Source organism: Xenorhabdus stockiae, assembly GCF_002632825.1.
Classification (GTDB): Bacteria; Pseudomonadota; Gammaproteobacteria; order Enterobacterales; family Enterobacteriaceae; genus Xenorhabdus; species Xenorhabdus stockiae.
Window position 1 is genome coordinate 10,315 of sequence record NZ_NJAJ01000030.1, and the last position, 23,736, is coordinate 34,050.

Here is a 23,736-nt window from a genome sequence, read left to right on the forward strand (position 1 = left end):
AGTTGCTGCTGGCCTTATTGCTTATACATTCCAACCTAAAAAACCGAGCTTGAATCTACGGGATAATGAGATCGCTATTTTTAAGCGAAGCTGAGGTTATCTAGATGCAAACCGGGAAAAATCCATCACACCGTATGACTTCGCTAAACCACTGCGCGACAGAAAAAGTCGATAATGCAACCTAAAAATTAATTTTCATCGGGAGAAAAACAATTAACGCTGTTCATTTAGTTTGGCTTTTTAAATAATCCGCCTGTCATCAAATAACGTCCACGATGAGCGCTCAAGGACTCGGTAACAGGAGAATTAAATATGACAGTGACAACATTGAAAACCAGTCTGATCCGTTTGCCGGAAGTACAACGCAGAACGGGTTACAGCAAAGCGTGGATTTACAAACTGATTAGCGATGGCGAATTCCCGAAGCAGGTCAAAATCGGCCCACGCTCAGTCGCCTTTATCGAAGCAGAAATTGATAACTGGGTCGCACAACGTATCGCAGAATCGCGGGCGGCATAACACAAAAAAGACTATGACATAAGAAACAGAATATAAAACACAACGCCCCAGTGTGGTCGGACACATCTGAGGCGTTTAACCAAAACCGTTTAAGTGAGGTAAAAACGATGGCTGATACACAGCATACCCAAACTCGCCCTAAATTTACAGCCCCAAAAAAATCAAGCAATCAAAAACCGCTTGACTTGATCCAGACCGTGAAAACTTCGGCTATGTATTCTTGGCAAAATTTGTTGCCAGCTTGCGGCATTGAAATCCCGGCAAAAGGGAAGCACGGTGCTTGCCCTGTCTGCGGCGGTACTAACCGTTTCCACTTTATCGATGATCACCATCACGGCAACTGGCATTGCCGCCAGTGTGATGCGCCGAACTATGGTGATGGGCTGGATTTAGTGGCAAGAACCAACGGGATCTCGATTCTTGAAGCAGCAAAAATTATTGCTAACGTGCAGGCATTGCCTTTACCAGAACTCAAGCCCGCCAAAGAAATTATCTATCCAACACAGCCCATTGCCGAAAGAGTGGCGGCACTGATGGCGCAGACTGTCACCGGACAATCGCCCTATCTGACCGCAAAAGGGCTACATTGCCCTAATCAACGGCTGTTGCCCGATAATTCGGCAGTGTTGGCACTGACAACATTGGATAAAAAAGTTACAGGTGCGCAGATCATCAAACCCAATGGTGAGAAAAAATTACTCTCTGGCAGCCAGAAGAAAGGTGCGTTTATTGCTGTGTCAGCGCCGGAAGCTCATTCCGACACAGTAATTATTACCGAAGGTTACGCCACAGCCCTGACCGTTAATCAGTTATATCAAGGCAGCGTTCTGGCGGCACTGGATGCCGGCAATTTATTTTCTGTTGCCAACGCTGTTCGGGAACGCTGGCCGGACGTAAAAATCATTATTGCGGCAGACAATGACTGGCATCGCTCCGACGAGCTGGATAAGAACGGGAAACCCAAAGTGAATGTCGGCAAGATCTCAGCAGAAAAAGCAGCGCTTGCGGTGAATGGCTGGGTTACATTACCACCGACAGAGCATAAAGCCGACTGGGATGATTATCGCCAACAACATGGCATTGAGGCAGCACAGCAGGCATTCAGTCAGGCGTTATATCAGATGAGGGAACCGATAAACAGTGATGCAATAGAAACCCGTCGTTATGACAACGTCGAGAGCATTTATCCAAATCGTAAAACAAAATTACCCCTGTCAGTCGGCTCTGAGGGCTTTGACGCACAGTTAGACTACGTGGTTAAGGGCATTATTCCTGCGCATTCCCTGTGCAGCATTTACGGGGCAAGCGGATCATATAAAAGTTTTCTAGCGGGGGCGTGGGGCTGTCATATTGCTACAGGTAAGGCATGGGCTGGAAAATCGGTTGCTCAGGGGGCTGTACTGTACGTGGTCGGTGAAGGTGGCATTGGTGTACCCCGGCGCATCAAAGCATGGGAAATCGTCAACGGACAGACGGTTGAAAATATGTACCTGATCAATACGCCCGTTTTTCCGGCCTCGCCTGCCGAAGTCCATGAGCTGGTGATTGCCGCCCGACAGGTTGAAATTGAAACAGGTCAGCCGGTGCGCCTGATTATTCTGGATACGTTAGCCCGCTGTTTTGGTGGCGCGGATGAAAATGATTCAAAAGATATGGGTGCGTTCGTTCGGGGCTGTGACGAACTGAAAGCCAAAACAGGGGCAAGCATTCTCGTGGTTCACCACTCCGGCAAAGACGAAAGTAAAGGCGCGAGAGGTTCCAGTGCCCTTCGCGCGGCATTGGATGTTGAATACAAGATCAGCCGGGAAGGGAAAAAAGGCGGCTCGCTGGTTATCTCCTGCACCAAAATGAAAGATGCCGAAGAGCCGGACACCAAAGCCTATGATATGCGCGTGGTGGAGCTTTTTACCGATAAAGACGGTGAAGATATTACGTCACTGGCGCTGATTGACAGGCCACGCGCTCCGGTCGAAGAGGAAGAAATCAATCAGGTCGCCAATAAAACCGATGACCATACGGCACTATGGCAGTGTATCCGGTCGCGCACTGCCCTGAAAGAACCCTGCAGCATTGCCCTTGTGCGTGATGATTTAAAATCGATGGGCGTGAATGTGAAGAATTTCAGCCGCTGGTTAACCAAGTTAGAGCAAGACAGACTGATTACCCGCCATGGGCAGGAACTCACCATCATGAATCAGAACAATGAAGATTAAAAAGTGAGTAAAAAAGTGAGGAATGGTGAGGAAAGGAAATTTGTGCCTCACCAAATTCCTCACTTTTCTCGCCTATATACGGAAAAAGTGAGGAGCACAAAACACATTGATTTTTAAGGATAAAAAATTATCAATTCCTCACTTGTTTTTGCAGTGAGGAAAATAAAAAGTGAGGAGAAAAATGAGGAGCAGGTGAGGAAATATTTTTTCTGGCAGGTGTTTTTCAGCTCTCCGTGCTACCGGGTTAATGTATTAGCCCGGTAGCACGGAGATGACAAGCGCAGCGCGTCAGTGACACTTAGAAAAATAAGCAAGAAATGCTTTCCGGCCAGTTATCAATATTGGCTCCCATCAACATCATAAATAAGTCATGCCAACTTCTGATATTGAGGCGATTTCCAAATAACCGTTTTACCACTCACCGTAGGGGTATTCTTTCCCTTTGATAAAGTTTTTAATACGTTCCGAATACTCACTATAACCATTCAGAACTTTTGTTTTTCCCTGACATATCGTCATATCTTCACCGGAAACTGATTCACCCGTGGCCACTAAAATATTATCGCCATTGTTTTTATCATAACCCCGTAACCAAGCCTTGCCGGTTCCACCGGGAGCCAGACCAATAAATAAGGTATCTCGATAGAAAATATGATTTTTAACTCGTTGGCCAACAGAAGGCTCTCTCATCAACTTTCGGATATCTGGTGTAAAAACAAACTGTGTCTGGTAGGTTTTTTTATCAATCACAGAATCCCAGCAAACTAATAATGCCTGGGGTAAGGCTTCACCATGATTTTTAATCCCGCTAGTCCCCCCTCCTAATTTCTTACTCCATGAATTCATACTTCTAAAATCTGAATTTGCTCCATCAGGCATAAATTTTTGCACAAGATAATTATCTTCATCCAAAAATTGAACAAAACTAATACTGGCGGGGAAATATTCTGGAGTAATAAATTGAAATCTCCATTTATCATAAGGTAGCCGTTCACTGTTGCGTACAATGGGTTTATAGGTTACTACTCGCTTTCCTGACGGATATGACTGACAGGCCGCTAATCCGAATATCATGCCCAAGCTAAATAACAAAGCTAATGTTTTTTTGTTTCTCATTATGAAATATCCTTGCCATTATTATCAAAAATAGTTCTACGCCAATTACTATTAGGACGATTCGCATAAGCAATTTCCGCCGGGAAAATATCCCCTTGCATGTTATTATCTTTTGTTTTTGTATTGTTCCAATTTGCTGAAAAGTGAGTGTATTTAGACCCTATCAGAGTCAGTTCTTCCTGAGTAAAAGGCTCAGGTTTTTCCCCCTGCCTTATAGCCAGCCCCTGAGCAATAGCTTTTTTTGTTATCGCCTGAAGCTCCGCCGGAAGTTGATAATTACTATCATTATCGTTTGGTTTATCAAAAACCAGTCCTGCTTCTTGGGCGGCATCCTGCATGACCAGCATACCCACTTTAGACCAATCATTCTGGATGGTACGAGTAAGAACTGCTGCTGCCATCACCTTGGTCGAACCCGATCGTTTAGCATATTCTGAACTATCATCGTGCCATGTGATCAGCTTAACATTTTCATCTGTGACTAATGAGCCAATGGTCGGGGATTTTTTTAACTGCTCCAACTCTTTTTGCGTATTTTTATAAACATGAAGATTATTATCTGAAGGTACTCCAAACCCTGAAACTTCCATCATCTTCGGTCGAGTAATACATAAATTTTCATCACCCACAGGATCATATCCGCCGCCAACATCAGCATGTGCGCCGGGTAGTTCAAGTTCAGGCCAGTGAGGTTTTACACTGTTTAAGGAAAAATTATAACGGCATTCATTCTGCGCTGTAATATGGAAAACACTTTTTGCAATATCAGAAGATAAAAATATATTAGCAGGTCCTGTCACAGAAGAATTATGGGGATTGAGCAGATTGTTCATTTCAGCAATTGCTGTCACCGTATCATAGATACCTAGAAAGCGGGTCTTACCGGTAGGATAACGGGAATTCTCCAGATAACGATGATCAGCAAGGCTCTCATTAAGTGCCTTTAACAAATCTTTATCTTGTTTCAAAACACGGTTAGCGAAATGACGGGCTGATGCAGCTCCTCGACTAAAACCAATAATATCGAACTGAAGTGATCTGACATTATCTTCTGTTGTTTCTAAAAATTTCGTAAGTTCATTTTTTATTTTCTCGATACCAATATCTGTTTTAGTAACAACGCCGGTATCTCCTCGTCCTGTTCCATACCCAACGACACTATCGGATTCCCCTGACTTAGTGCCAACACCGTCAATGTATACTTTAATCTGATGATTTCCTTCACTAATTTCATTATTACTATATATGTTATGTAAGAAAACCACATTGGTGTAATAATTGTCGTAACTTAGTCGCCAGACATCACCAGGCGCTCCATATTTATTAAATGAACACACAAAATTATTAAACTGTTCTGGGGTTGGATCACTGTTTTCTTTAGCGCATAAACGTTCATCCGTATTATCTATATTATTTCCCGTTCCATCAAAAAAGACACCAATAGTCAAATTAATACCACTTTCAATCACCTGCATTTCCAACACATGCCTTCGTTTAAGTTGAGATGTGCTGAAACCTTTTAATGTCGAATTTTTAAAGTGTTCAGATGATTTCAATTCGTCTTCCTGCCAGCCTTTAATCTTAGGGTATGCATTACTGAGCATACCCAATGTAATATATTGGTATTCATGTCCGTCCAATATAGCTGTTGGCTTAACAAGAGAATTAGCCTCTCCAGTTTGCTGGCGGGGTGTTCGTTTCACTATTTCATCGGCAAGAGGCTGTGCTGTAACAGATAATGTCACAGGCATGGGGGGAAGATCTGCTTCACGCAATAAACCATTACCATCTGTGGTGCCCGTTCGCACAATGCTTTTGTTTCCGCGACTTGTCAGTTTATAAGGTATACCCGTTAATGGTTCACCCTGTTCATCGACGAGTTGAAATTCAATCCAGTGTTTCAGTATATCTTGGCAGTTAATGCAATCCGTTTGTTCTAACTGACTCATTCTTTTTTCCTTAATTAATCTTAAATTTCTTTTCTAAGCGCAACCTGTGGGTTATCGGTAATAAAGTGTTCAACGGTGAGTTTATTCAGGTTCTGTTTTTCACCTCTCACCTGTTTTAACCACGCCACAAGGCTTGTTTGCAATCGCCCTTCAGGTTCATCCAGTTTCAGTGCCAATTCGGGGTTTTCTTCCCAAAGCTGACAACTTAACGCGTAAGCCAGATTCTTGAGCGTCGTATCGGTTGAGTAACGGGCGTCAATCAGATGATCGCCCAGCACAAATAAATTCTTATTCAGTTCCTGAGGGCAATTTTCTGGGCGGGTATAGCAAACCGGAGCGGGCGTATCGATCATCAGCTCATTCACCGGTGTTAACAGTTCACCCCAATCCCCCGGTTTCAAAGCAGGCAGTAATGGTGTGAAAATGCGGTTATCCATCAGTCGCAACACCACAACCTGACCATGTAGCATTACCTGCTGATGTAAGCGCCAGTGTTCTAACTGAAATGACCACGGTAAGGTACTGCGATAGCCCCAGCCCCAACTGGCATCACTGAATGCGTGTTTATCCAGCAATTGCGCCAGTTCCGGCAGACACTTGGCTTTGGGTTGGATCAGCCACGGACTTTGCTCCTGCATGGCCTTCATCGGTGTACCGCTGTAGAGCGGAAATGCCTGCTCTGTCCAGTCGTTGAGGTAAAAGAGCTGGACGGGATTCGGTTTCGCCAGACTGTTGACCAGAAAATAACACTCGCCGCTGTCCTGCTGTGATAACCAGCTTTTCCAATTAGTCGATTCCATCATGCTTCCTCTGCTCCGGTGATAACCCAGTTTTCCTCTTGCTGCGCGAGAATGGCACAGGGAGGCTTAGCCGGAAACTCGGTTATCGGGAGTGCTTCCGCCATCGGGAGCTGCCCCACTTGTGCCAGTGGTGCCACGCCTTCCGGTAATTGCAGTGAAACCCCGCGACCGCTGCCGCCTGACCCCTGCCCGACATTAATCATTGAAGACAAAATGCCAGCAGGAGTAACTTTCAGAAAACTGCCACCCACTTTCAGCGTAATTTCTGCTGCCGCTTCCAACACTACCTTGCCGCCACTTTTCAGGTGGATTTCCTGTCCGCTGTCAATGACGGTCGCATCCCCGGTCTGAATATGCTGGCTGCCGGCAATCCGGTGCGACACATCCCCTTCGGTGGTAATTTTTTGAGAACCGGCGACCTGATGATGGTCATCGGCACGAATATCGTGGTAACGGTTGTTATCGATGCGGCTCTTCTGGTCATGTTTGATATGCCAGTAGGCATCGTTTTCGATATGTGCAGTCAGGTCTTTCTGACCATGGAGATAGATTTCTTCGCTGTCTTTGGCATCCTCAAAGCGCAGTTCGTTAAAGCCTTTGCCTTTGTGGGTCTTGGTCTTAAACGTGGTACGGGTTTTTTGCGCCGGTAAATCCAGTGGCGGTCGGTTCAGGCCGTTATAAACACAGCCGGTGACAATCGGTCGATCAATATCGCCATTAAGATAGGAGATAATCACTTCCTGCCCGATACGCGGGATTGCCATAAAGCCAAAGCCGTTACCGTTCCAGCCCTGCGCCACGCGTACCCAGCACGATGCCCCATCATCCGGTGGGTCGTAGCGGTTCCAGTGAAAATGGACTTTAATCGCACCGTCTTTATTGACGAAGATTTCTTCCCCTTTCGGGCCGACCACAATGGCAGTTTCATCCCCGTCTGCCAGCGGTTTATAGTGGAAAGGCGGACGCCAGTCGGCAAGGCCGTCGATAAAACTGAAATGATTGGAGAGCGTGGTGCCTTCACCGCCACTGTCGCCCAGTGCCTGCGGGCAGCGTCCGTGATGGCTGATGCCAACCACCTGCCAGCGCACATTCAGCGGTTTATGGGGGTGATTTTTTATCTCGAAGATTTTGCCCGGCATCAGTTTGATGCAGTTGCTGCTGCCGCTGCCCGTCTGTTTCTGGTTATCCAGCGCTTCCTGCCGGTATTTTAAAAACGGGATAGCCGCCGCATCTTTCTGAAACCGCCCGTAACTTTCAAACACGGCATAGGGAGTCTGGCTGCCGAAATCGCGGAAACCTTCGCTGCTGTGCATATGGGAGAGGTGATAACGCGGCTCTGCCGGGTTGAAATCTTTATGCAGGCTGCGCTGCGGACTCATACCGACACCCAACCGTACCTGATAAATCGTATCGGTTCCGTAGGCTGTTTCCGGCTGGGGCTGGTATTGCAGCGGCAGCCCGGCGGTCATACCAAGGTGACTGTCACTGAAAAACGCCGTTTCATCCTCAAACCAGAAACTGACGCCCTCTTCCGCTGCCAGACGGCTGAAAAAACTATAGTCAGACTCCCGTTTCTGGGTCACGTATTCCCTGTCCTGATGCGCATCGTAGAGTTTTGAGTCGGCCTGTACCCGGTGTTTTTTCAGCAGGCTGTTTAAAATCGCCGGGACATTTTGCTGATGATAAATCCGGCTGTCCTGATTGAGCGTCAGCCGCCAGCAGGCCGGGCGCACCGTCAGAGTATAGAGTGTCTTGTTGCCATCGGTGCCGACCCAGTCCGCATGGGAGATGATGCCGGTGACTTTACGTTGCAGCCTGTCCCCGTTAAACACCTGCAACACCGCTTCCTGCATCAACAGTGAGGCCAAATCAATGTCAGCCTGTGGCCTGAATGGGTTTGCGTTACCGGCTCTGACCAGCGTCAGGTTCAGGGTAAAGAGTTCTGATAATCCCTCTTGTAGAGAGAATTCTCCCACAGCAAAGGTGTCTGCCGGCACACCGGCAATGTGGCAGACAAAGCGTAATCCACTTTTCATATTGATTTTTTCCTTATGGTTTCTGTCATGTGTTCCTTAATCCATTACATTTCCGGGCGTAGTCCATCGACATGCCAGAACTGCCACAGCGCCTTGTGACTGTCCGGTGTAAAAATCTCCAGCATGACAAACGCAGATTGGGTGATAAAACAGGCCAACGCCTGATTGATTAACCGGCAGAAACGGTACATCTCCCCCGGATTACGGTAGCAGTCGGGATCCAGCGTCAGCGCGAGTAAATGCCCGCGAACAGAACGCCCCAGTCGCATCCGGTCGGTCAGGCGCTCTTCGACCTGCACAATACCGTCAATGTGTTGGCGGAACTGACGGCTTAGGGGACGGTGCGTGTCGGCATACGGGTCAAACAACCGGAAAAATTGTTTCAGGCTGTCGGTGGCAAACAGCATCATTGGCGGGCTGGAGAGGCAGGACAGTAGCGGCCAGCCGCTCTTTTCCTGCAACAGGGGTGGGTAATCGGTCGTGACCGGCGTGATATTGTGGACGCTGAGATGAGACGGTGCGCCTTCCTGCGTCACGGTAATCGTGCCTTGCGTCAATGCCGGTGCCTGTTCATGGTAGCCGGTGAAATAACACAAAATCGCAATGGCAGGTAAGTCGTTGGCCGGTTTGCCCGTTAAATCAAAAAAGTGCAGACGGTGCTGGGTTCTGCCGAGAAAATCGGGTTCGGTCTGGAGCTGGTAATAAAACGTGTCGGGTTGCTCATTTTCATCCCGAAAACGCCCGGCCGGGGTAAACTGTTCAATCGGCAGCCAGTGATACGGTGTCCCGCGTTGCTCACTGTCACCGGGCTGTTCCACAACCTCAATATCACCCAGCCGGAACAACCGCACCGATTCTCCCAACGGCAGAGGATAACGGTGATTACCGGCTTCCAGCTCAATGGGCAGGCTTACCCGATTTTCCAGATGAATAGCCGGTACACAGCCCAATAAGAATGTCTCATCGACATCCGTCAGCGGCAATTCGCCCTCGAAACGAAAAATCAGCTCAAACGTGCCATCCCCATTCAATGGCACGGTGGTACAACTGTTGCGGATATCCAGCGTGACAAAGTTATACAGTGGGGACAAAGCATAATATTCCACCAACGGTTGCAGACCGGAATACGTATTTTTGGGCACAGGCAGCACCGGACTATCAAGTAGATCATGCCAGCCATAAGGGAAACCGCGCAGCTTTCGCTGCTTGCCCTGCGTTTTCAGGCTGACATCACAGATATGTTGATCCAGCCACAGACTGAGCTGGGCGGCCTTTTCTGTGTCAGTGCCGAGGAAAAAAGTTAATGCACCACTTTGCCAGATCGGGGAGGCCGTACCGGTCTGGCACAGGGTCAGAATAATTTCACTGTGAGTGCCGTTTTTTTTCACCGCGCGTTGTTGTACGACCAGGGGTTCAATATGCAGCGGACGGCGGGTTTTAAACGTCATTAACTGCCCGTTGTGGTGAGCCGAAACGGCGGTATTCACCGGAATATCTGTGCTGCCCTGATGTTCACCATCGGCAGGAGAGAATTGCAGTATCGTGGTGGGCGGAAGGGGACACAGGGCCAGCGGCCAGATTCGGGACAGAATCCCGTGGGTGATTTCGGGAAGTTCGTCCTCCAGTTTAGCCCGAACACTGGCAATCAACAGGGCAAAGGCTTCAAAAAGACGCGTAATATCGGGATCATGGGAGGCAATCAGAAAATCGGCCAGATGCGGTGAGTCTTTCGCCACACGTTGCGCCAGTTCCCGCAGATAGGCGCGTTCTCGCAGGTACAGTGATTCCTTGTTGTTGTTCATTGAATTTAACTTATGTTTTATCTGTCAGGAAGCGGTTCTGTGCTGAATTTAAATAGGTATCCAGTCTGTAAAGATGGTTTATTGTACATATTCACCAATAAAATTAATTAACCAATTAACTCCAATTTTTGTCTGATTTTGGTGGAATATCGGCCTATCGGCGGAATTTGCACGGGAATTCAGGCAAAAGTCAGGATGACAGGAAAAACGGTCGTTTGACTCCCTTCTGGCTAACCGTTAATATCTTTTCTACAAAAACGATCCATCGCCTGTCAGGATCGCCTTCGGGTGGCGAAACAAAACTCCTGTAGCCTGAAAGGGAGAGCAAATATTGTGGTACATCTGCGCACTTTTGGAAGCAGATATCATCGGATAAATAACCAATATATCAATGATGAAAGTTTCCCGGTTTCTTTATGCACCGGCTTATCACACACGCTGAGCAGTAACCCTGCCACGTTCACCTTAACCATTTTGCCTTACACGATATTTACTCACGCTTTGATTTACGCACGATAGACGTCCCGAAAACTTTGCGGCGTCACTTGCGTTTAAGCGAAGCGATTACCAAGTGACGCCGCTAAGCGTCAACGTCCAGAGCACGTCCGGTCTGGCTTTACTCACGATTTGAACCCCATTTTACTCAGTGTCACCACTTTTCATTGGCATTTTTCTGCCTTAATTCACTTATTTCGTTTTTTCACCCACCGCCTTGCAACAGGCTGATGCAAGATGCAATAAAGAAAGGAGATATCACACGTCACGAATAATGAGGCGTTCATCCTGACTGAATCAGGCACTGAACGGGGAGTAAACCATCGCCGTGCTGAGCACGCAGCGAACTCCTGCAAAAACTCAACATAACCCTCGCCCTGCTACACATTATCTGACACACCACGGAACGGTGAACCTAACCGACACGCAGGGAAAATGTTTCTAAATGAGTAAAGTTAGTCTGAAAATCACAGGGGAAATACGGACAGCGAAGCGATCACGAACAAGAACAAACAACAAAGATTGATTAGTCGTCCGTATTATCCCCTGAGTTTATGCGCTCTGAGAGGAGGAATAACTGTTAAACTTAGCCGTTCGATTATTGTGTTAGGTAAAACAATCAGTTAAAGTATTCCCGCCATTAGCAAAATCTAATGGTCAAGGTTTTGCAGCCTTGTGCACTTATACACTGGTAAGATACTTTACCAGTGTTCTTGCTATTACCTTTTCAATGGTGGTTCAGGCTGGGGAGGCTATGCCTCGCCGGAATAAGTGCCGGTCTGCAAACCCTGTCTGAATCGCCACCATCAATATTAATTAATGGAAGGGGTAGCAGGAATGAATAACAATAATGTTCAAAATGACTGGCATCAGGCCGATATCATCGCCGCATTGCGCAAACGCGGGACAACCTTAGCGGCGGTTTCTCGTGAGGCAGGACTCAGTTCATCGACATTGGCAAATGCATTCAGCAGACCGTGGCCGAAAGGTGAATGGATCATTGCAGATTACCTTGGCATCCATCCCTCAGAGATCTGGCCCAGCCGTTATTTCGATTCTTATACTGGTGAATTATTAGAAAGGAAAGCCCGCTCTAAGCCACAGGAATAACCCGCTTCAATTTGTGATCGACGTCGTAAAAATGAACATTTTTAATATAAAGCCCTGAGCGTGAAATGGCAGCCCAATTTGACCATTTTTAACCCTCATGGCTTTTTTGCTTTAAGATGATTGAAAAGCACACAATGAGTAATATAAATAATAAAAATCAGTCAGATATAAAATAAAAAGCAAGCAAAAAAATCTAGGGGCATTAAAAGGGGCATAAAAGGAAGGTAAGGTTATATACTTTTATTATTCAATAAGTTACAATGTTTTTCGATTCCGCCTCCGGCACCAAATTTCCATGCGGGTTTGTCCTAGGTTGTTAAATTCCCTGACAAAAGCGCAAAAAAGAATCAATCGTTAATTAAATGTTAAATCCTAATCAGCTCAATTTGTACTGTTTAGTTGAAAAGAACATTTAAGACAAGATAACAGGGTAGCTGTTTTAACAGTTACCCTTTTCTCGTTTAAGGTAATGATTTCAGTAATTGATTCTGATGTCAAGTAAGGTGAAAACTTCACGTGACAGGGGATCGGAATTAGCCATTTTTTCATACCATCGATATTGATGCAGGGCAGTTCACTCACACCTCCACCTCAATCCTGTCTGAGACCAGCCCTGTCTTTTTTACGCCGTTTTATTCATTCTCATCGGCATACTCATCAACAAAATCAGTATACAACCCCAGTTCCCGCTCCAGCGCTTTGCCCGTCACTTCCATATCAAGATTAATGTATTCCATCGTGGTCGCCACATTACGGTGCCCCAGTAAGCGTTTCACCAGCGGCAGATTACGATCCGGCGATTTCATCAGGGTCGTCGCCAGCGTATGACGAAAACGGTGAGGCGAGACCGCAAAATCACACTCTTTGGACAGCCGGCGAAAGAAAGAACGGAGCTGTTGTTTTTCCCGGTTGATATCGTATTGGTAACGGGAAAGCCGGCTTGGGTGCGGGACACTCAACCGGCTGAGATCGAAAATCGGATCGTGGGCTTTCGCACCGGCCGCGATGGCCCTTTCTACTAATTTTACCAGCCGGCGTTTAAGCGGCGGAATAATCGGTATTTCCCATTCACTGTGGTTTTTACTGCCTTCCAGCCCCAGTTCAATATAATTGCTGTCCAGATTGATATCTCGCAGCCGCAGGTGCAGTAACTGGTTCTGACGCATTCCTGTAAAACGCAATGTCGCCAGCACTGTTGACCAATACCAGGTCGGATACAGGGCACACCGCCCTCCCCGCGGAGTCATCTCGATGCTTTCTTCCTCAGCAAACTTGCCCATCAGCAGATTAATGCGGGTTATCTGCGATTGGCTCAAAATCTTCTTCTTTTTCTTCTCTTTTTTAGCCACGGCGTTATTAAACGGATTTTCGGTGTGAGGCAGCAGTTTTCGCTCCATACCGAAATTAAAAATCGCCCGCAGATGAGCCACCTTATTATTCCAGGTATGACTCGACTGCTTTTTTTCTACCAGAAGATGACGCCGCCACCGCAGCACATCCCGGTGAATAACCTGTGCCGGTGATGCAGCTTCTCCCATAAACCGGATAAAACCCCGTGTGACCTTTCGATAACTCCATTCGGTATCCGGGCGCAGGATATGTGAAAAAAAGTACTCTTCTAATAGCTCTTCCCAACTGAGCGTTTCTGCTGTATTCAACATGTTATTTTTTCCTCGGTTTATCCTGCCGTGCCCTGTCCAAAAACAATTCACGGCAATAAAATACACATAACCCTTTAAATTATTTACCTTTAAATGATGAATTCGGGTGACTGTCAGTGGCAATACTTTCTTTCTCCCGTCCCGGCTGTTTGGTCAGTTTCGGACCGTGATGATGATTTTTTCCCTGATTTTGTGGTGAAGATGCATCCGGTGACTGAAATAAGGACAATAATGTCAGCGTATCGTCAGAGGGCGCGGTGGGCGGTGGCGTTATGCCACTGGCGGGAGTCCGCACTGTCGTTTCCGGCACAGGGTTGTCTTCAGTAGAGAACACGGTCTCCGTCACCGGTTTCACCTGCAAAGGGGAATGGAGCTGTCCGGCCGCATCCTGAAGCAATGTCTCTATCAATGGGACAGTAGAGGGTCGTCCGTTAAGATGCTGCATCAGACAGTGCCAGACTTCCGGTACCGTCACCAGCCACATCATGGCTTTTTCCGGTAACAGACAGGCGGCCAGCAACACTTCCTGCGGAGCCGGCGGTATGTTCTCCGGGGCGCGGAAACGGAAACGAAACGGTTTGTCGGGAATACCGATGCCCGGTTGCCAGACCTGTCCGTCTTCCAGTTCCCCTTCGAGTTGCCGCAACAATGGCAGGTGGTAAAACAACGCGGCCCAGAACACCACCGCCTGCCATAAGACCCCTTGTGCGGCCTGCGTTTCCGGTGCCACACCCGGCGGCAACAAATATCCCTTCGCTAACCGCACGGCACAAGTGGTAAATTGCAGTGTCAGGTCAGCAAATCCGCCACTGCCTGACCATTTTCCTTCCGGAGAGGCAGGTATCTGCTGAACACTGCCCAATAATTGTTTAATCGGGGCGAGATAAAAACGCTGATACAACCCTTCAGGCAGCGTACTGTTTTGCCACAATTGTTGCAGGCACTGACGGCGCAAAGGCGTTGCTAGCAACGCCTCCACTGATTGTGGCCGGCAATAGTCCCCGTTATCACAAGCCTCGCTCATTTTTTGCCCTGATGATTTTTTCTGTGACGTTGGCGAGCGGGTAAAATGCGATTTAAAACGTGTAAACATCACTTTTCTCCTTTTCAAATTTGGCCCCAGTGTCGGTGGATCCCAATCGGAAACAAGGCGAAACTCTTTTTACGGAAATGAAAATTAAACTGACTCGCTTCATCCATTAACCGACTTACTGAATCCGCTTAATTTTCATCATAAATCAGTTCATTAACGTCATTTAAATATAAAAAAAGCGCCCCGAAAGGCGCATATGAAAGAAAGAAAAATCAGGTTTCAGGCCGCGTGTTCATAGTCCTGCAAACGCTGTGACCAGTTCCCCAGATAATGGGCCGGTGTGTAGCGGGTTCGTTGGCTGCCGGGATCATTCAGCACATCACCGATCGTGACCGCCGCCGGAATACCGGTCAGGGAAAGCTGGATATAGGCCATCACTGCCGCCAGCGGGTCGATATCAATCGCAGATACCCACATACTGGACAACGGATCATGTCCCTGCTCTCTTAATACCTCTGCGGCTGCCAGCATCATACAGGCCGCACCACAGCAAGGTTCGTGGAAGGTGATAAAGGGTTGGGTCTGCAACAAGTCAGATACCTCATTCAACTGCAATTGTGCCATCATTCTGGCCACACTCCAGGGGGTAAAGAACTGCTGAAGTCCCTTATTCCCCAGCTCCAGTTGCATAAACACGCTGCCGAGAAAATCACAGGGAGCTTCTGCCAGGGCCAGCGCGGTATAGGAAAAAAGTTTCACAATCCGGTCAATATCTTCCCGTTCATACTTGTTGATAGTTTTCAGATAGAACTGCTCCAGTTCCTCACTGAAACAGTATTTATTGTGAATGGCCGCCATTGCACAGTTGCAAAAATCCTGAAAAACCCGATAACGGTTACGGTAACGGGCGGTTTGTTTAAACAGCGAAATAAAGTCTTTTTGGTAGTCCGGACAAGAAGCCATGGCGTGTTTTCCTGATAAAAAAAGGAAAACACACCCCGGAAGGAGAATGTGTTTCCCCTTTCGGTTGAAGTGAAAATAAGCTGATACAACGTTAAACAGCGGGTTACTGCCCGACGGCCATCGCCGGTAATGCCAGTGCCGTTTCGGGCTTATCGCCGTTAACCAGATACAGGACCGGACGGTTTTCGTGTCCTACCTGCCCGTTATGACTGTCCACATGCTCGCCCTGGTCATAGCAGTCATAGCCTTTGAGGCTGCCTGACGGTTCGCTGTACCAGTGGCGGATTTCACAGTCAAACACTGATGACAGCCCGCCCATCAGTTCCGCCGAAGGCGGTACCCATGGAGTGTCAAAACGCACGGTTAAGCTGCTGACATGGCGCCTTTCCCAGCGGACATGATGACCGAACGGCCATTCCAGCCCATAGTGCTCATCGTAGCACTGCGCTGTGGTGGTCATTCCTTTCAGTAAGCCACTGTTGCCGTTAATCTCCGTCGCCAGCCGGGTCGGTCGTATCATCAGCATATCGCAGGGCTGAGCAGAGGTCGGATAAACCGACAGTTTCTCCCAGCATGCACTGATATCAAGATTGTCAGACCAGCCCACCACACCAAACCAGTCGGTGTACTGGCGGGTCAGCAGGCGGGCAATCATGTCACGCGCTGACGCCGGTATAGTCTCCCAGCGCAGCAGGCTTAAGCCCGACTGGCGGTAGATACTGTCAATCCGCTTCATGTTTTCTGTGGTTAGCAGCACATTGTCCTGCAACAACGCCAGCCACTGTTCAAACGCCAGATTCTGCGCCGTCGGCGCTGCCGTCCCCCGTACCAGTTCCGGATACGGCGTGTAAGTTAAGGGTTTGGTGGGTTTCAATATCCCCGCACAGCCGGCCAGAAACAGGCGCAGGCTCTGCAATACCGCCTGACGGTAACGGGGAAATTCCTCCCCACAGACCCATTGCTGCATGACATCAAGACAAACGGATTTGCCGGTGACGTCCAGTTGATTAGTGACCCATTCTGCCATGATTAAGCTCCTTTGATTTTTAAGTTTAAAAACCGGAGAAACTGTTCCCCTACGGGAGTCAGTTCCCCCGATGGGTAATGAAAAAAGGGTTACGATTTGGCTTGCCTGAACAGCATTTCAGCCAAACCGCTGTCAAAAATGACCGTCAGCTCGTCATGTATGCCCAGATACGGTGTATCGGGCATCATTGCCGACGCGTTCAGTCAGGTTAAATCGTATTTATCCCCCCGTTCATTGATGGCATCAGACGGCCGGATGCCACTGGCGATAAATTCGGTTACCGTTTCGGTTTCACACAACGCGGTATCGTTCAGGCTCAGATCAGAATAGCGTTTCAGCCGCACGGCGGTAATCACCTGCCAGACGGTTAAACGTCAGGCTTCCAGGGTGACACCATCAAACGCTGACCGTTGCGCTATGCCGGAGAATATCCTGCACTTCGTGATGATAGTGGTAATCGGGTGAAATCATATGCAGTGACAACAAATTCGCCTCCTGCCACAAAACGTGGGCTGCCTGCGGATCCTGCCAGCTCAGCTCAACGGTGGCCGCCTGACATAACTGCTGTTGTTTTCGTTCCAGTGACAAACGTTCTGACGTCAGTGTAACCGGCTGTGCCCAGACGATCTCGTCATAAAAGCGCCCCCCGAGCACACTGTTATCTTTGGCGTCATATATCATCACGGTCAGGGGAAAAAAGGCGCGTCGATACTGACCCGATGAGATTTCCGGTATCGGCCAGTCACCCAGCAAATGGATGACTTTCAATCGTTGTACCGCTTCGGTGATGGAGGCAGTTTCACACACGGTCAGGATTTCCTCTTGCAGCGATTGCGGTCGGTGAGGATGCTGCATCAGGCCGGTGACCTGCACGTTAAAAATGTCTTCCGGTAATACCTGAGCAGTATTCTCCGGCACGGGCAAAAAAATGGCGTTCATGGTGTTGTTCCTTGATTTGACGTTAAAAAAAGACAACACCCGCCCAATACGGGAAGGTGTTGTCGGCTCCCCGGTCAGGCGCTAAAAATGAGAGTTAACAGCCTCATCGACTGATAACGTCAGTGGTGATGAGGGTTGTTATGGATAAATGACGAGCTGATGATGTCCTCTTTGGGCTGCATCGCCAGTACCGCACGCAGCAGCCCGGTTTCCGGGTGGTGCAGCGCGTATTCCCGCAGTTCGCAGAACCGGAATGCATCGGCATTCGGCTCATCCAGCTCGGCGATACGGGCAAACACAATCGCGGTGACAGCCAGACCAAACGCATCCGCAGACAACGTGGCCGTCAGTGTCGTCTCCGGCAGATAAACCGAATAGGTTTTTGCCGCGGTAGGGATCATATACGTCAGGGAATCAGACACGTTCCGGCTGCGCCATTGCTCAGGACGATATTCACCACACAACTGTGAGGCCGTATTCGCCAGCAGGAACCCCAGAAACAACCGTTCCAGCGGGGTTTTATCGGGAAACACAACCGACAGGGCCAGGCTGTCCAGCAGCATCAGTTCATTATCCGGCATCACGTGCTCCCTTTAAGCCCAGAGCCGCCCGGATACATTGAGCCTGAGGATGTTGCCGCGCATATTCACGCAGGGCGCAAAACCGCTCCGCGTACCCGTCCAGCTTCATCAGGTCAGTCAGGTAACTTAATACGCTCAGGGTCACCATCAGCCCAAAGGCATCGGCGGAGACTTCACCTTTAAAGTCAGTCGTACTCACCTTGACCCCAGAAGAATCCGGCCGTATCGGCACGATATAGGCGATGTGGTCTGACACCTTCCGGTACAGCCATCGGTCACACCGCTCATCGTCACACAGCCCGGCAGCCGCTTTAATGAACGTGTGCTCCAGCAACATCAGTTCCAGTGAACCGGTGTGCGGAAAAATGTCAGCAAAAGGGGATAATTCAGCCGGGGGCACAGTGTGCACCGTGGCCGGGGTAGTATGTTGTTGCATGGTATTCTCCTGATAAAAACAACGGAGAACACCTGACCCAATGGGAAATGTGTTCCCCGTTGGGTGACTGGCCGGTTGGCCATCATGGATAAGATTAAGCGACCTTCATCGTCATCAGACTGACGATATCTGCTTCCAAAGGGGCGCAGATGTACCACACCGTAGTGTACTCCCTTGCAGGCTACAGGAGTGTTGCTGTCGCTGCCCGAAGGTGATCCTCACAAGCGACCGGATCATGGATAAGTCTGACTACGCTAATCAACAGAAATCATCCGGTCAATGAGTAATTCATTTCCCGGGACAAAAAATAATGTCAGGAGCACGACGGCATTTTTGGGGAGTCAGAGAGAGGCTGTCAATACGCGCTGACCCATTCAGGCCGTTTGGTCTAACACGTTTATGCCCCGTTGTGTGTTGGTGTCGCTGGCTGAATTACATTGGAAATCTATTTTTACATAACTAGAATGAGTAAATTGAAAATAAAGTTCTTCTCTCACATTAAGGAGAATGTAATGTAGTTTACATTGAGTAGCCGACCGTCAAATTTAATCGTACCCTACCGTAAGATAGCTTCAGATCAAGTCGCAGCTATACACATAACTACTAAACAAGGTCAAAATACATTAATAGTTCTCTGCCATTTTTTTCCAATTACGCGAAAAGTTGATAGAACCGCTTTTACCATGTCTTCCACCATTGGGGCAGCAAAGACCAAAAACAAAGGTAAATCTGTATGGAAAAGTATTAGATAGCACAGAGGTATACCAAAGAACCATGCTGCTACTACATCTATAGTAATGATAAAGCGGTTGTCTCCTCCACTCCTGAGAGTACCGACGATATTTACCGTAGAAAGTGATCTGATAACAATAGTAAATAATACAATAGAATAAGCAGCATCAACAAAGTCAATAGACCTTTGTGATAATTCAGGATAAAAAGATAAAATAAAACCATTTAGCAGATAGAGCAGGGCTGCGAGTAGTAAAGCGAATACCAAACTCAATATTATACACAAACGTGATATAGTTGTAGCTCTTTCATATTCCTTTTTACCTAACGCTTCACTTATTACAATCCCCGCAGCGATTGCAATACCCCAATAAGCAATATGGGCTAGATTTGTAATTGAAGAGATCACTGCAGACGAAGCTACTAACTCTTTGCCTTGAAAAGCAATTATTAAAGTGTATAGGTTTATACTCGCCGCCCACAGTAAGGCATTTATAGCTTGCGCACCTCCTATCCTCAGCAATTCTCTAAAGGATTTACACTTATAATTAAACTTATCAAAATCAAGGTACAATCCATTATACTTTTTTAATAGAAAAAATAAGATTACCCCTATTTCTACTAACTTTGAAAGAATTGAACCCAATGCGGCGCCAATAATTCCGTATCCATCCATGTCAGCTATACCAAACACCAAAAAATAGCTGAAGAAAATATTTGAAACTACACCACTCGCAGATATCAAAAACGTCAAAAATGTGTCACCAAGTGCATTGAGAAGACCTATATAAACTTGAATAATAGCGGATGCCAAAATTGTATATGAAATAATATTGAGATAGTCTATTGCTTTATAAGCGTAATCTTCCTCTCCCCAAAAAAGCAATATAATATCTTCGTTAAATAGTTTTATAATAGAAAAAATAAAAAATGATAAAGTAAGACTAAGTACAAGTCCATTAGTCACAATCAATTTTAGAGTGTTTTTAAAGTGCTTATTTTGAGCAACGATAACAGATACTGAATTTGAAGAAGAATAGACTACACTTAAAAAAACCAACATAATGCTAGTTGCCAGTCCCATTCCAGCTAACTCTTCTGTACCTATATATCCAACCATTATTGTGTCGATAATTGACATCGAAGTAAACAATATAGATTGAGCCATAATAGGTAAAGCAAGTTTAATTATTCTATAAGTATCAGTGGTTACACGAAATGTCATTTGATTCGCCTCAAAACTGATCGTTGACGAAGTATTTCTTCAATTCCCCAATATTCATATTGTAATAATAGGTATGTTTCATCTAATAAATGCTTAGAGTGTATATATTCAAAGGCATTAAAGTTAGATTTACTTTTACTAACAATGTCTTCTGGTTGAGGAGTATGTATTGAAACTGATTTGGAAACGAAACTAAATATCGCCCCCTCTTTCATTAGTCTAATACCCAACTCTATATCCTCACCTCCCCAAGATTTAAATGACTCATCAAATCCAGATATTGCGTCGAAGAGAGATGCGTGTATAGCTATTACCCCTCCCCAACAATACACCCATGGTGCACGCAATTTCTGCATATCCATATCATAATATGAAAGATAATAAACTCTGGGATCAGGGAAAGTAGAATTTAAGATATATAGCTCTAATGCACCTTCAATTCCATAACTTTCAATATCTCTAAGAATTATTTCCTTGTGGTTATTACAGTTAGTAATCCCATAAATATTTCCTAGGGATACACAACGTTTATCATACAAAGAAGATTCAATAATACTCAATACAGCATTTTTTTCTAAATATATTCCACAATCAACAAATAGTAAAATTTCACCACTAGCAATCCTTGCTCCTCTGTTTCTAGCTAATGAAACTCGAAATCCCTCATCCCTTTGAGAGACAATAATTACTTCATGCATGCAATTAATACTTTTTATATTTATGGGTTCATTTGAGCCGTCGTCAACTATTATCACCTCCAATTCAAATTTATTTTTTAATACTTGATTATCTAAAGATGATATAGTTGATAACAATTGAGTTGTGTTGTTATAACAAGGAATGATAACGCTAATAATCATAATAAATTAACCTAAAATATCTCATTTTCAATTATTTTTACAATGTCATGATTACCACATATCAATGTTCGAGCAGTGTTTATATCATTAAATAAATAATGTACCTGAAAGCCAGCCTCCTTTAATATAATATATCCTGCTGCGACATCCCATTGATACAAATTTAGCTCAAAGAAAGCAAGCAAGCGATTTGCAGCAACATATGACATACAGAGAGCTGCACTACCATTTCTATAGGGCAAATAGCCAGACTCGAGTAATGTTGTTAACACTTTTGAAATTTTTCTCTTGTCATCACGATAAGACGTACCAAAAGCTAAGTAGGGTACAGATCATGCTCTAAGAACTGATGAGATTTTGCCAATAATCTTGTGGAGTTTAAAAAAGCACCTTGTCCATGGTAAGCACTAAAACATTCTTTACGAATTGGATCATAAATCAAACCAAATAATATGCTGCCTTTCTTAAAGGCAGCAATAGATATACACCATCCAAACACACCTGTGGAAAAACTATGAGTTCCATCAATTGGATCAATAATCCAGGTATATTCGCTCGTATCTGCAATACCATAAACGGAAGATTCTTCAGAAAAAATAGTATCACTAGGAAATATATTTGAAATGGATCTTTTTAAATATTCATCTACAATCAGATCAGCACTAGTGAGCACATCTCTTTATTTTTTATATTTACATGTAAATGTGAGATTGTTGAACATTTCTAGTAAAATACTTCCTGCATTTGCAATAACTTGCTTGGCATGTAAAAACCTTTCATCCATTAGCATACTTCTTTATTTCCTATAAATTAGATAGTTATTTATAATTAAAAAATCCAGTTTGCTTTCCTTATAGAAATTAATAGCATCTTCGGGAGTTTCTACAATGGGAGTATCCTTGCCATTAAAGGAAGTATTCAGCAAAATTGGGATACCTGTAAGTTTGTAAAACTCATTAATAAGATTATAGTAATCTCTGTTTAATTCTCTAGTCACTGTTTGAACACGGGCACTTCCATCAACATGTACTACAGCACTAATTTGCTCTGATTTTTCAGGTATCACTTGTGAAACCTTGATCATATAATCGCTATCTTCATTGCCAGGCCTAAAGAAGTCTAAATATCTATCCTTTAAAATGGAAGGCGCGAATGGACGAAATTCTTCACGATTCTTAATTTCAATATTGATATAATCGAGCATCTCTTTTCTTCTCGGATCAGCTAATATGCTCCTGTTCCCTAATGCTCTAGGTCCAAATTCAGATCCATTTCTAAAACATCCAACTACCTTTCCCTTACTAATATGTTTTGCGACAACTTCGTCCAAATTATCCGGCTTAGTTATTGCATAATTATCATTCAAGTATTTTCGTAAACTAGATTTAGATTCATCGTATTTTATCCCAAAATATGGATTCCCATTAAATAGGACTTTTTCTTTATTTAATACTTTCATCCACCCATAATAACATGCGCCAATGGCGAGGCCATTATCGCCAGCGGCTGGTTGAATATAAACATTTTTGAATGGTGTATTCTTTATTATTTTACCATTAGCTACTGCATTTAGTGCTAATCCACCTGCATAACATAAGTTATCTGAAGCATACATTTTATGGTATGAATTAAGTATATAAAATAAAGCTTTCTCAGTTTGTTCTTGTACCCATTTAGCCAAATCAGCACAATACTGAAAATCATCCTTAATATTTGTATTTTTTATTCCTAAATCCTCAATTAGATCATAATTTATTTTTACCCTAGCATCCTCAATCAAAAATAATTCTTCAGGGAATCTGCCACTTTTACCATATGGTGCCAAACCCATTAATTTTCCTTCGTTGAAATCTTTACCGAATACAAATTTACTAGCCCCTCCATATAGCCCACCAATGGAATGTTCGATATCATAAGGAGCAATTTTGTATTTATCTAGATCATTAAGATTAAATTTTGAGTAATCTTTAAATACTGTTACCACATTATTATCAAAAAACTTATAGTAGCTCTCCTTTTCAAAATAGTCGATATAATCCGACTTATACCCATCGTCATTGAAGATGCTTGATTTTTCATTCCTATCAGATCAAAATCGCGCCCATGAAAATTACCCTGACAGATGCCCAAAAAGAAGCGATTGAATTGATGCACGATACGACTCGTGATGGGCGCGTCCGTGACCGTATCAAAGCCGTGCTTTTAGCTTCAGAAGGCTGGACTGCTCAAATGATTGCTC

At 45.5% G+C, this 23,736-nt stretch carries 21 protein-coding genes and 2 pseudogenes; 5 read left to right on the forward strand and 18 right to left on the reverse strand.

Annotation, left to right across the window (positions count from 1 at the left end):
- Window positions 1-312: 312 nt before the first annotated feature.
- Together Xsto_RS23100 and Xsto_RS23105 are read left to right on the forward strand one after the other, a co-directional pair.
- Window positions 313-519 (forward strand): helix-turn-helix transcriptional regulator, encoded by a 207-nt coding sequence (locus Xsto_RS23100; protein ID WP_099125543.1) that lies wholly within the window; start codon window positions 313-315, stop codon window positions 517-519.
- Between the two features lie 212 nt (window positions 520-731).
- A complete protein-coding gene (locus Xsto_RS23105) occupies window positions 732-2,732 on the forward strand; it encodes an AAA family ATPase (protein WP_244590416.1) in 2,001 nt (666 codons plus the stop codon).
- Window positions 2,733-3,143: 411 nt separating this feature from the next.
- Here Xsto_RS23105 and Xsto_RS23110 read toward each other — a convergent pair whose 3' ends face one another.
- The 5 genes from Xsto_RS23110 to Xsto_RS23130 form a co-directional block, all read right to left on the reverse strand.
- On the reverse strand, window positions 3,144-3,848 hold the full coding sequence (locus Xsto_RS23110; RefSeq protein WP_244590410.1) for a DUF2931 family protein: 705 nt from the start codon (window positions 3,846-3,848) through the stop codon (window positions 3,144-3,146).
- On the reverse strand, window positions 3,848-5,623 hold the full coding sequence (locus Xsto_RS23115; protein WP_169926656.1) for a phospholipase effector Tle1 domain-containing protein: 1,776 nt from the start codon (window positions 5,621-5,623) through the stop codon (window positions 3,848-3,850). The genes Xsto_RS23110 and Xsto_RS23115 overlap by 1 nt, the downstream gene beginning before the upstream one ends.
- 194 nt (window positions 5,624-5,817) lie before the next feature.
- Window positions 5,818-6,597 (reverse strand): DUF4123 domain-containing protein, encoded by a 780-nt coding sequence (locus Xsto_RS23120; RefSeq protein WP_244590411.1) that lies wholly within the window; start codon window positions 6,595-6,597, stop codon window positions 5,818-5,820.
- Window positions 6,597-8,633 carry a type VI secretion system Vgr family protein gene (locus Xsto_RS23125; RefSeq protein ID WP_099125547.1) on the reverse strand — a complete coding sequence of 679 codons (2,037 nt, stop codon included), beginning with the start codon at window positions 8,631-8,633 and terminating at the stop codon, window positions 6,597-6,599. The genes Xsto_RS23120 and Xsto_RS23125 overlap by 1 nt, the downstream gene beginning before the upstream one ends.
- Before the next feature lie 44 nt (window positions 8,634-8,677).
- Entirely contained in the window at window positions 8,678-10,435 is a 1,758-nt protein-coding gene (locus Xsto_RS23130) for a type VI secretion system baseplate subunit TssF (protein ID WP_099125548.1), read from the reverse strand.
- A 1,332-nt stretch (window positions 10,436-11,767) separates the two neighbouring features.
- Here Xsto_RS23130 and Xsto_RS23135 point away from each other — a divergent pair.
- Complete coding sequence (locus Xsto_RS23135; RefSeq protein ID WP_141554520.1) at window positions 11,768-12,040, forward strand: helix-turn-helix domain-containing protein; 273 nt, start codon at window positions 11,768-11,770, stop codon at window positions 12,038-12,040.
- A gap of 632 nt (window positions 12,041-12,672) precedes the next feature.
- On the opposite strand, the gene Xsto_RS23140 is transcribed toward Xsto_RS23135, so the two are convergent.
- From Xsto_RS23140 to Xsto_RS23155, 4 genes are all read right to left on the reverse strand, one after another.
- Window positions 12,673-13,701, reverse strand: coding sequence for a tyrosine-type recombinase/integrase (locus tag Xsto_RS23140; RefSeq protein WP_099125550.1), 1,029 nt, complete (start codon window positions 13,699-13,701; stop codon window positions 12,673-12,675).
- Between the two features lie 79 nt (window positions 13,702-13,780).
- The gene (locus tag Xsto_RS23145; protein WP_099125551.1) at window positions 13,781-14,794 is read right to left on the reverse strand and encodes a TraI domain-containing protein; all 1,014 of its coding nucleotides are present in this window, start codon (window positions 14,792-14,794) and stop codon (window positions 13,781-13,783) included.
- Window positions 14,795-15,013: 219 nt separating this feature from the next.
- Window positions 15,014-15,697 carry an N-6 DNA methylase gene (locus Xsto_RS23150; protein WP_099125552.1) on the reverse strand — a complete coding sequence of 228 codons (684 nt, stop codon included), beginning with the start codon at window positions 15,695-15,697 and terminating at the stop codon, window positions 15,014-15,016.
- A gap of 103 nt (window positions 15,698-15,800) precedes the next feature.
- Window positions 15,801-16,724, reverse strand: coding sequence for a DUF1281 domain-containing protein (locus tag Xsto_RS23155; protein WP_099125553.1), 924 nt, complete (start codon window positions 16,722-16,724; stop codon window positions 15,801-15,803).
- A 77-nt stretch (window positions 16,725-16,801) separates the two neighbouring features.
- On the opposite strand from Xsto_RS23155, the gene Xsto_RS23160 reads away from it, so the two are divergent.
- Complete coding sequence (locus Xsto_RS23160) at window positions 16,802-16,936, forward strand: hypothetical protein (RefSeq protein WP_276511098.1); 135 nt, start codon at window positions 16,802-16,804, stop codon at window positions 16,934-16,936.
- On the opposite strand, the pseudogene Xsto_RS23165 reads toward Xsto_RS23160, so the two are convergent.
- The 9 genes and pseudogenes from Xsto_RS23165 to Xsto_RS23205 form a co-directional block, all read right to left on the reverse strand.
- A pseudogene (locus tag Xsto_RS23165) lies at window positions 16,928-17,083 on the reverse strand (TA system toxin CbtA family protein); the annotation flags it as partial. The gene Xsto_RS23160 and the pseudogene Xsto_RS23165 overlap by 9 nt on opposite strands.
- A 37-nt stretch (window positions 17,084-17,120) precedes the next feature.
- The gene (locus Xsto_RS23170; protein ID WP_099125554.1) at window positions 17,121-17,663 is read right to left on the reverse strand and encodes a hypothetical protein; all 543 of its coding nucleotides are present in this window, start codon (window positions 17,661-17,663) and stop codon (window positions 17,121-17,123) included.
- Between the two features lie 119 nt (window positions 17,664-17,782).
- Window positions 17,783-18,166 (reverse strand): antirestriction protein, encoded by a 384-nt coding sequence (locus tag Xsto_RS23175; protein WP_244590413.1) that lies wholly within the window; start codon window positions 18,164-18,166, stop codon window positions 17,783-17,785.
- Window positions 18,167-18,233: 67 nt separating this feature from the next.
- Complete coding sequence (locus Xsto_RS23180; RefSeq protein ID WP_099125556.1) at window positions 18,234-18,680, reverse strand: antirestriction protein; 447 nt, start codon at window positions 18,678-18,680, stop codon at window positions 18,234-18,236.
- Between the two features lie 613 nt (window positions 18,681-19,293).
- Window positions 19,294-20,637 carry an MATE family efflux transporter gene (locus tag Xsto_RS23185; RefSeq protein WP_099125557.1) on the reverse strand — a complete coding sequence of 448 codons (1,344 nt, stop codon included), beginning with the start codon at window positions 20,635-20,637 and terminating at the stop codon, window positions 19,294-19,296.
- Window positions 20,634-21,497, reverse strand: a complete 864-nt coding sequence (locus tag Xsto_RS23190) for a glycosyltransferase (protein WP_099125558.1) — start codon at window positions 21,495-21,497, stop codon at window positions 20,634-20,636. The genes Xsto_RS23185 and Xsto_RS23190 overlap by 4 nt, the downstream gene beginning before the upstream one ends.
- 11 nt (window positions 21,498-21,508) lie before the next feature.
- The gene (locus tag Xsto_RS23195; RefSeq protein ID WP_211284328.1) at window positions 21,509-21,769 is read right to left on the reverse strand and encodes an inositol monophosphatase family protein; all 261 of its coding nucleotides are present in this window, start codon (window positions 21,767-21,769) and stop codon (window positions 21,509-21,511) included.
- Window positions 21,770-21,813: 44 nt separating this feature from the next.
- Complete coding sequence (locus Xsto_RS23200) at window positions 21,814-22,170, reverse strand: inositol monophosphatase family protein (protein ID WP_099125560.1); 357 nt, start codon at window positions 22,168-22,170, stop codon at window positions 21,814-21,816.
- A gap of 123 nt (window positions 22,171-22,293) precedes the next feature.
- Complete coding sequence (locus tag Xsto_RS23205; protein ID WP_099125561.1) at window positions 22,294-23,481, reverse strand: carbamoyltransferase C-terminal domain-containing protein; 1,188 nt, start codon at window positions 23,479-23,481, stop codon at window positions 22,294-22,296.
- A 119-nt stretch (window positions 23,482-23,600) separates the two neighbouring features.
- Here Xsto_RS23205 and Xsto_RS23210 point away from each other — a divergent pair.
- Window positions 23,601-23,736 (forward strand): annotated as a pseudogene (locus Xsto_RS23210) (IS630 family transposase); the annotation flags it as partial.

Excerpts from the sequence above, each read along its gene's own strand:
- Xsto_RS23100 (WP_099125543.1), top strand. The coding sequence starts at position 313 with ATGACAGTGACAACATTGAAAACCAGTCTGATCCGTTTGCCGGAAGTA.
- Xsto_RS23105 (WP_244590416.1), top strand. The coding sequence starts at position 732 with ATGTATTCTTGGCAAAATTTGTTGCCAGCTTGCGGCATTGAAATCCCG.
- Xsto_RS23110 (WP_244590410.1), bottom strand. The coding sequence starts at position 3,848 with ATGAGAAACAAAAAAACATTAGCTTTGTTATTTAGCTTGGGCATGATA.
- Xsto_RS23120 (WP_244590411.1), bottom strand. The coding sequence starts at position 6,597 with ATGGAATCGACTAATTGGAAAAGCTGGTTATCACAGCAGGACAGCGGC.
- Xsto_RS23125 (WP_099125547.1), bottom strand. The coding sequence starts at position 8,633 with ATGAAAAGTGGATTACGCTTTGTCTGCCACATTGCCGGTGTGCCGGCA.
- Xsto_RS23130 (WP_099125548.1), bottom strand. The coding sequence starts at position 10,435 with ATGAACAACAACAAGGAATCACTGTACCTGCGAGAACGCGCCTATCTG.
- Xsto_RS23135 (WP_141554520.1), top strand. The coding sequence starts at position 11,768 with ATGAATAACAATAATGTTCAAAATGACTGGCATCAGGCCGATATCATC.
- Xsto_RS23140 (WP_099125550.1), bottom strand. The coding sequence starts at position 13,701 with ATGTTGAATACAGCAGAAACGCTCAGTTGGGAAGAGCTATTAGAAGAG.
- Xsto_RS23145 (WP_099125551.1), bottom strand. The coding sequence starts at position 14,794 with ATGTTTACACGTTTTAAATCGCATTTTACCCGCTCGCCAACGTCACAG.
- Xsto_RS23150 (WP_099125552.1), bottom strand. The coding sequence starts at position 15,697 with ATGGCTTCTTGTCCGGACTACCAAAAAGACTTTATTTCGCTGTTTAAA.
- Xsto_RS23155 (WP_099125553.1), bottom strand. The coding sequence starts at position 16,724 with ATGGCAGAATGGGTCACTAATCAACTGGACGTCACCGGCAAATCCGTT.
- Xsto_RS23160 (WP_276511098.1), top strand. The coding sequence starts at position 16,802 with ATGAAAAAAGGGTTACGATTTGGCTTGCCTGAACAGCATTTCAGCCAA.
- Xsto_RS23170 (WP_099125554.1), bottom strand. The coding sequence starts at position 17,663 with ATGAACGCCATTTTTTTGCCCGTGCCGGAGAATACTGCTCAGGTATTA.
- Xsto_RS23180 (WP_099125556.1), bottom strand. The coding sequence starts at position 18,680 with ATGCAACAACATACTACCCCGGCCACGGTGCACACTGTGCCCCCGGCT.
- Xsto_RS23185 (WP_099125557.1), bottom strand. The coding sequence starts at position 20,637 with ATGACATTTCGTGTAACCACTGATACTTATAGAATAATTAAACTTGCT.
- Xsto_RS23190 (WP_099125558.1), bottom strand. The coding sequence starts at position 21,497 with ATGATTATTAGCGTTATCATTCCTTGTTATAACAACACAACTCAATTG.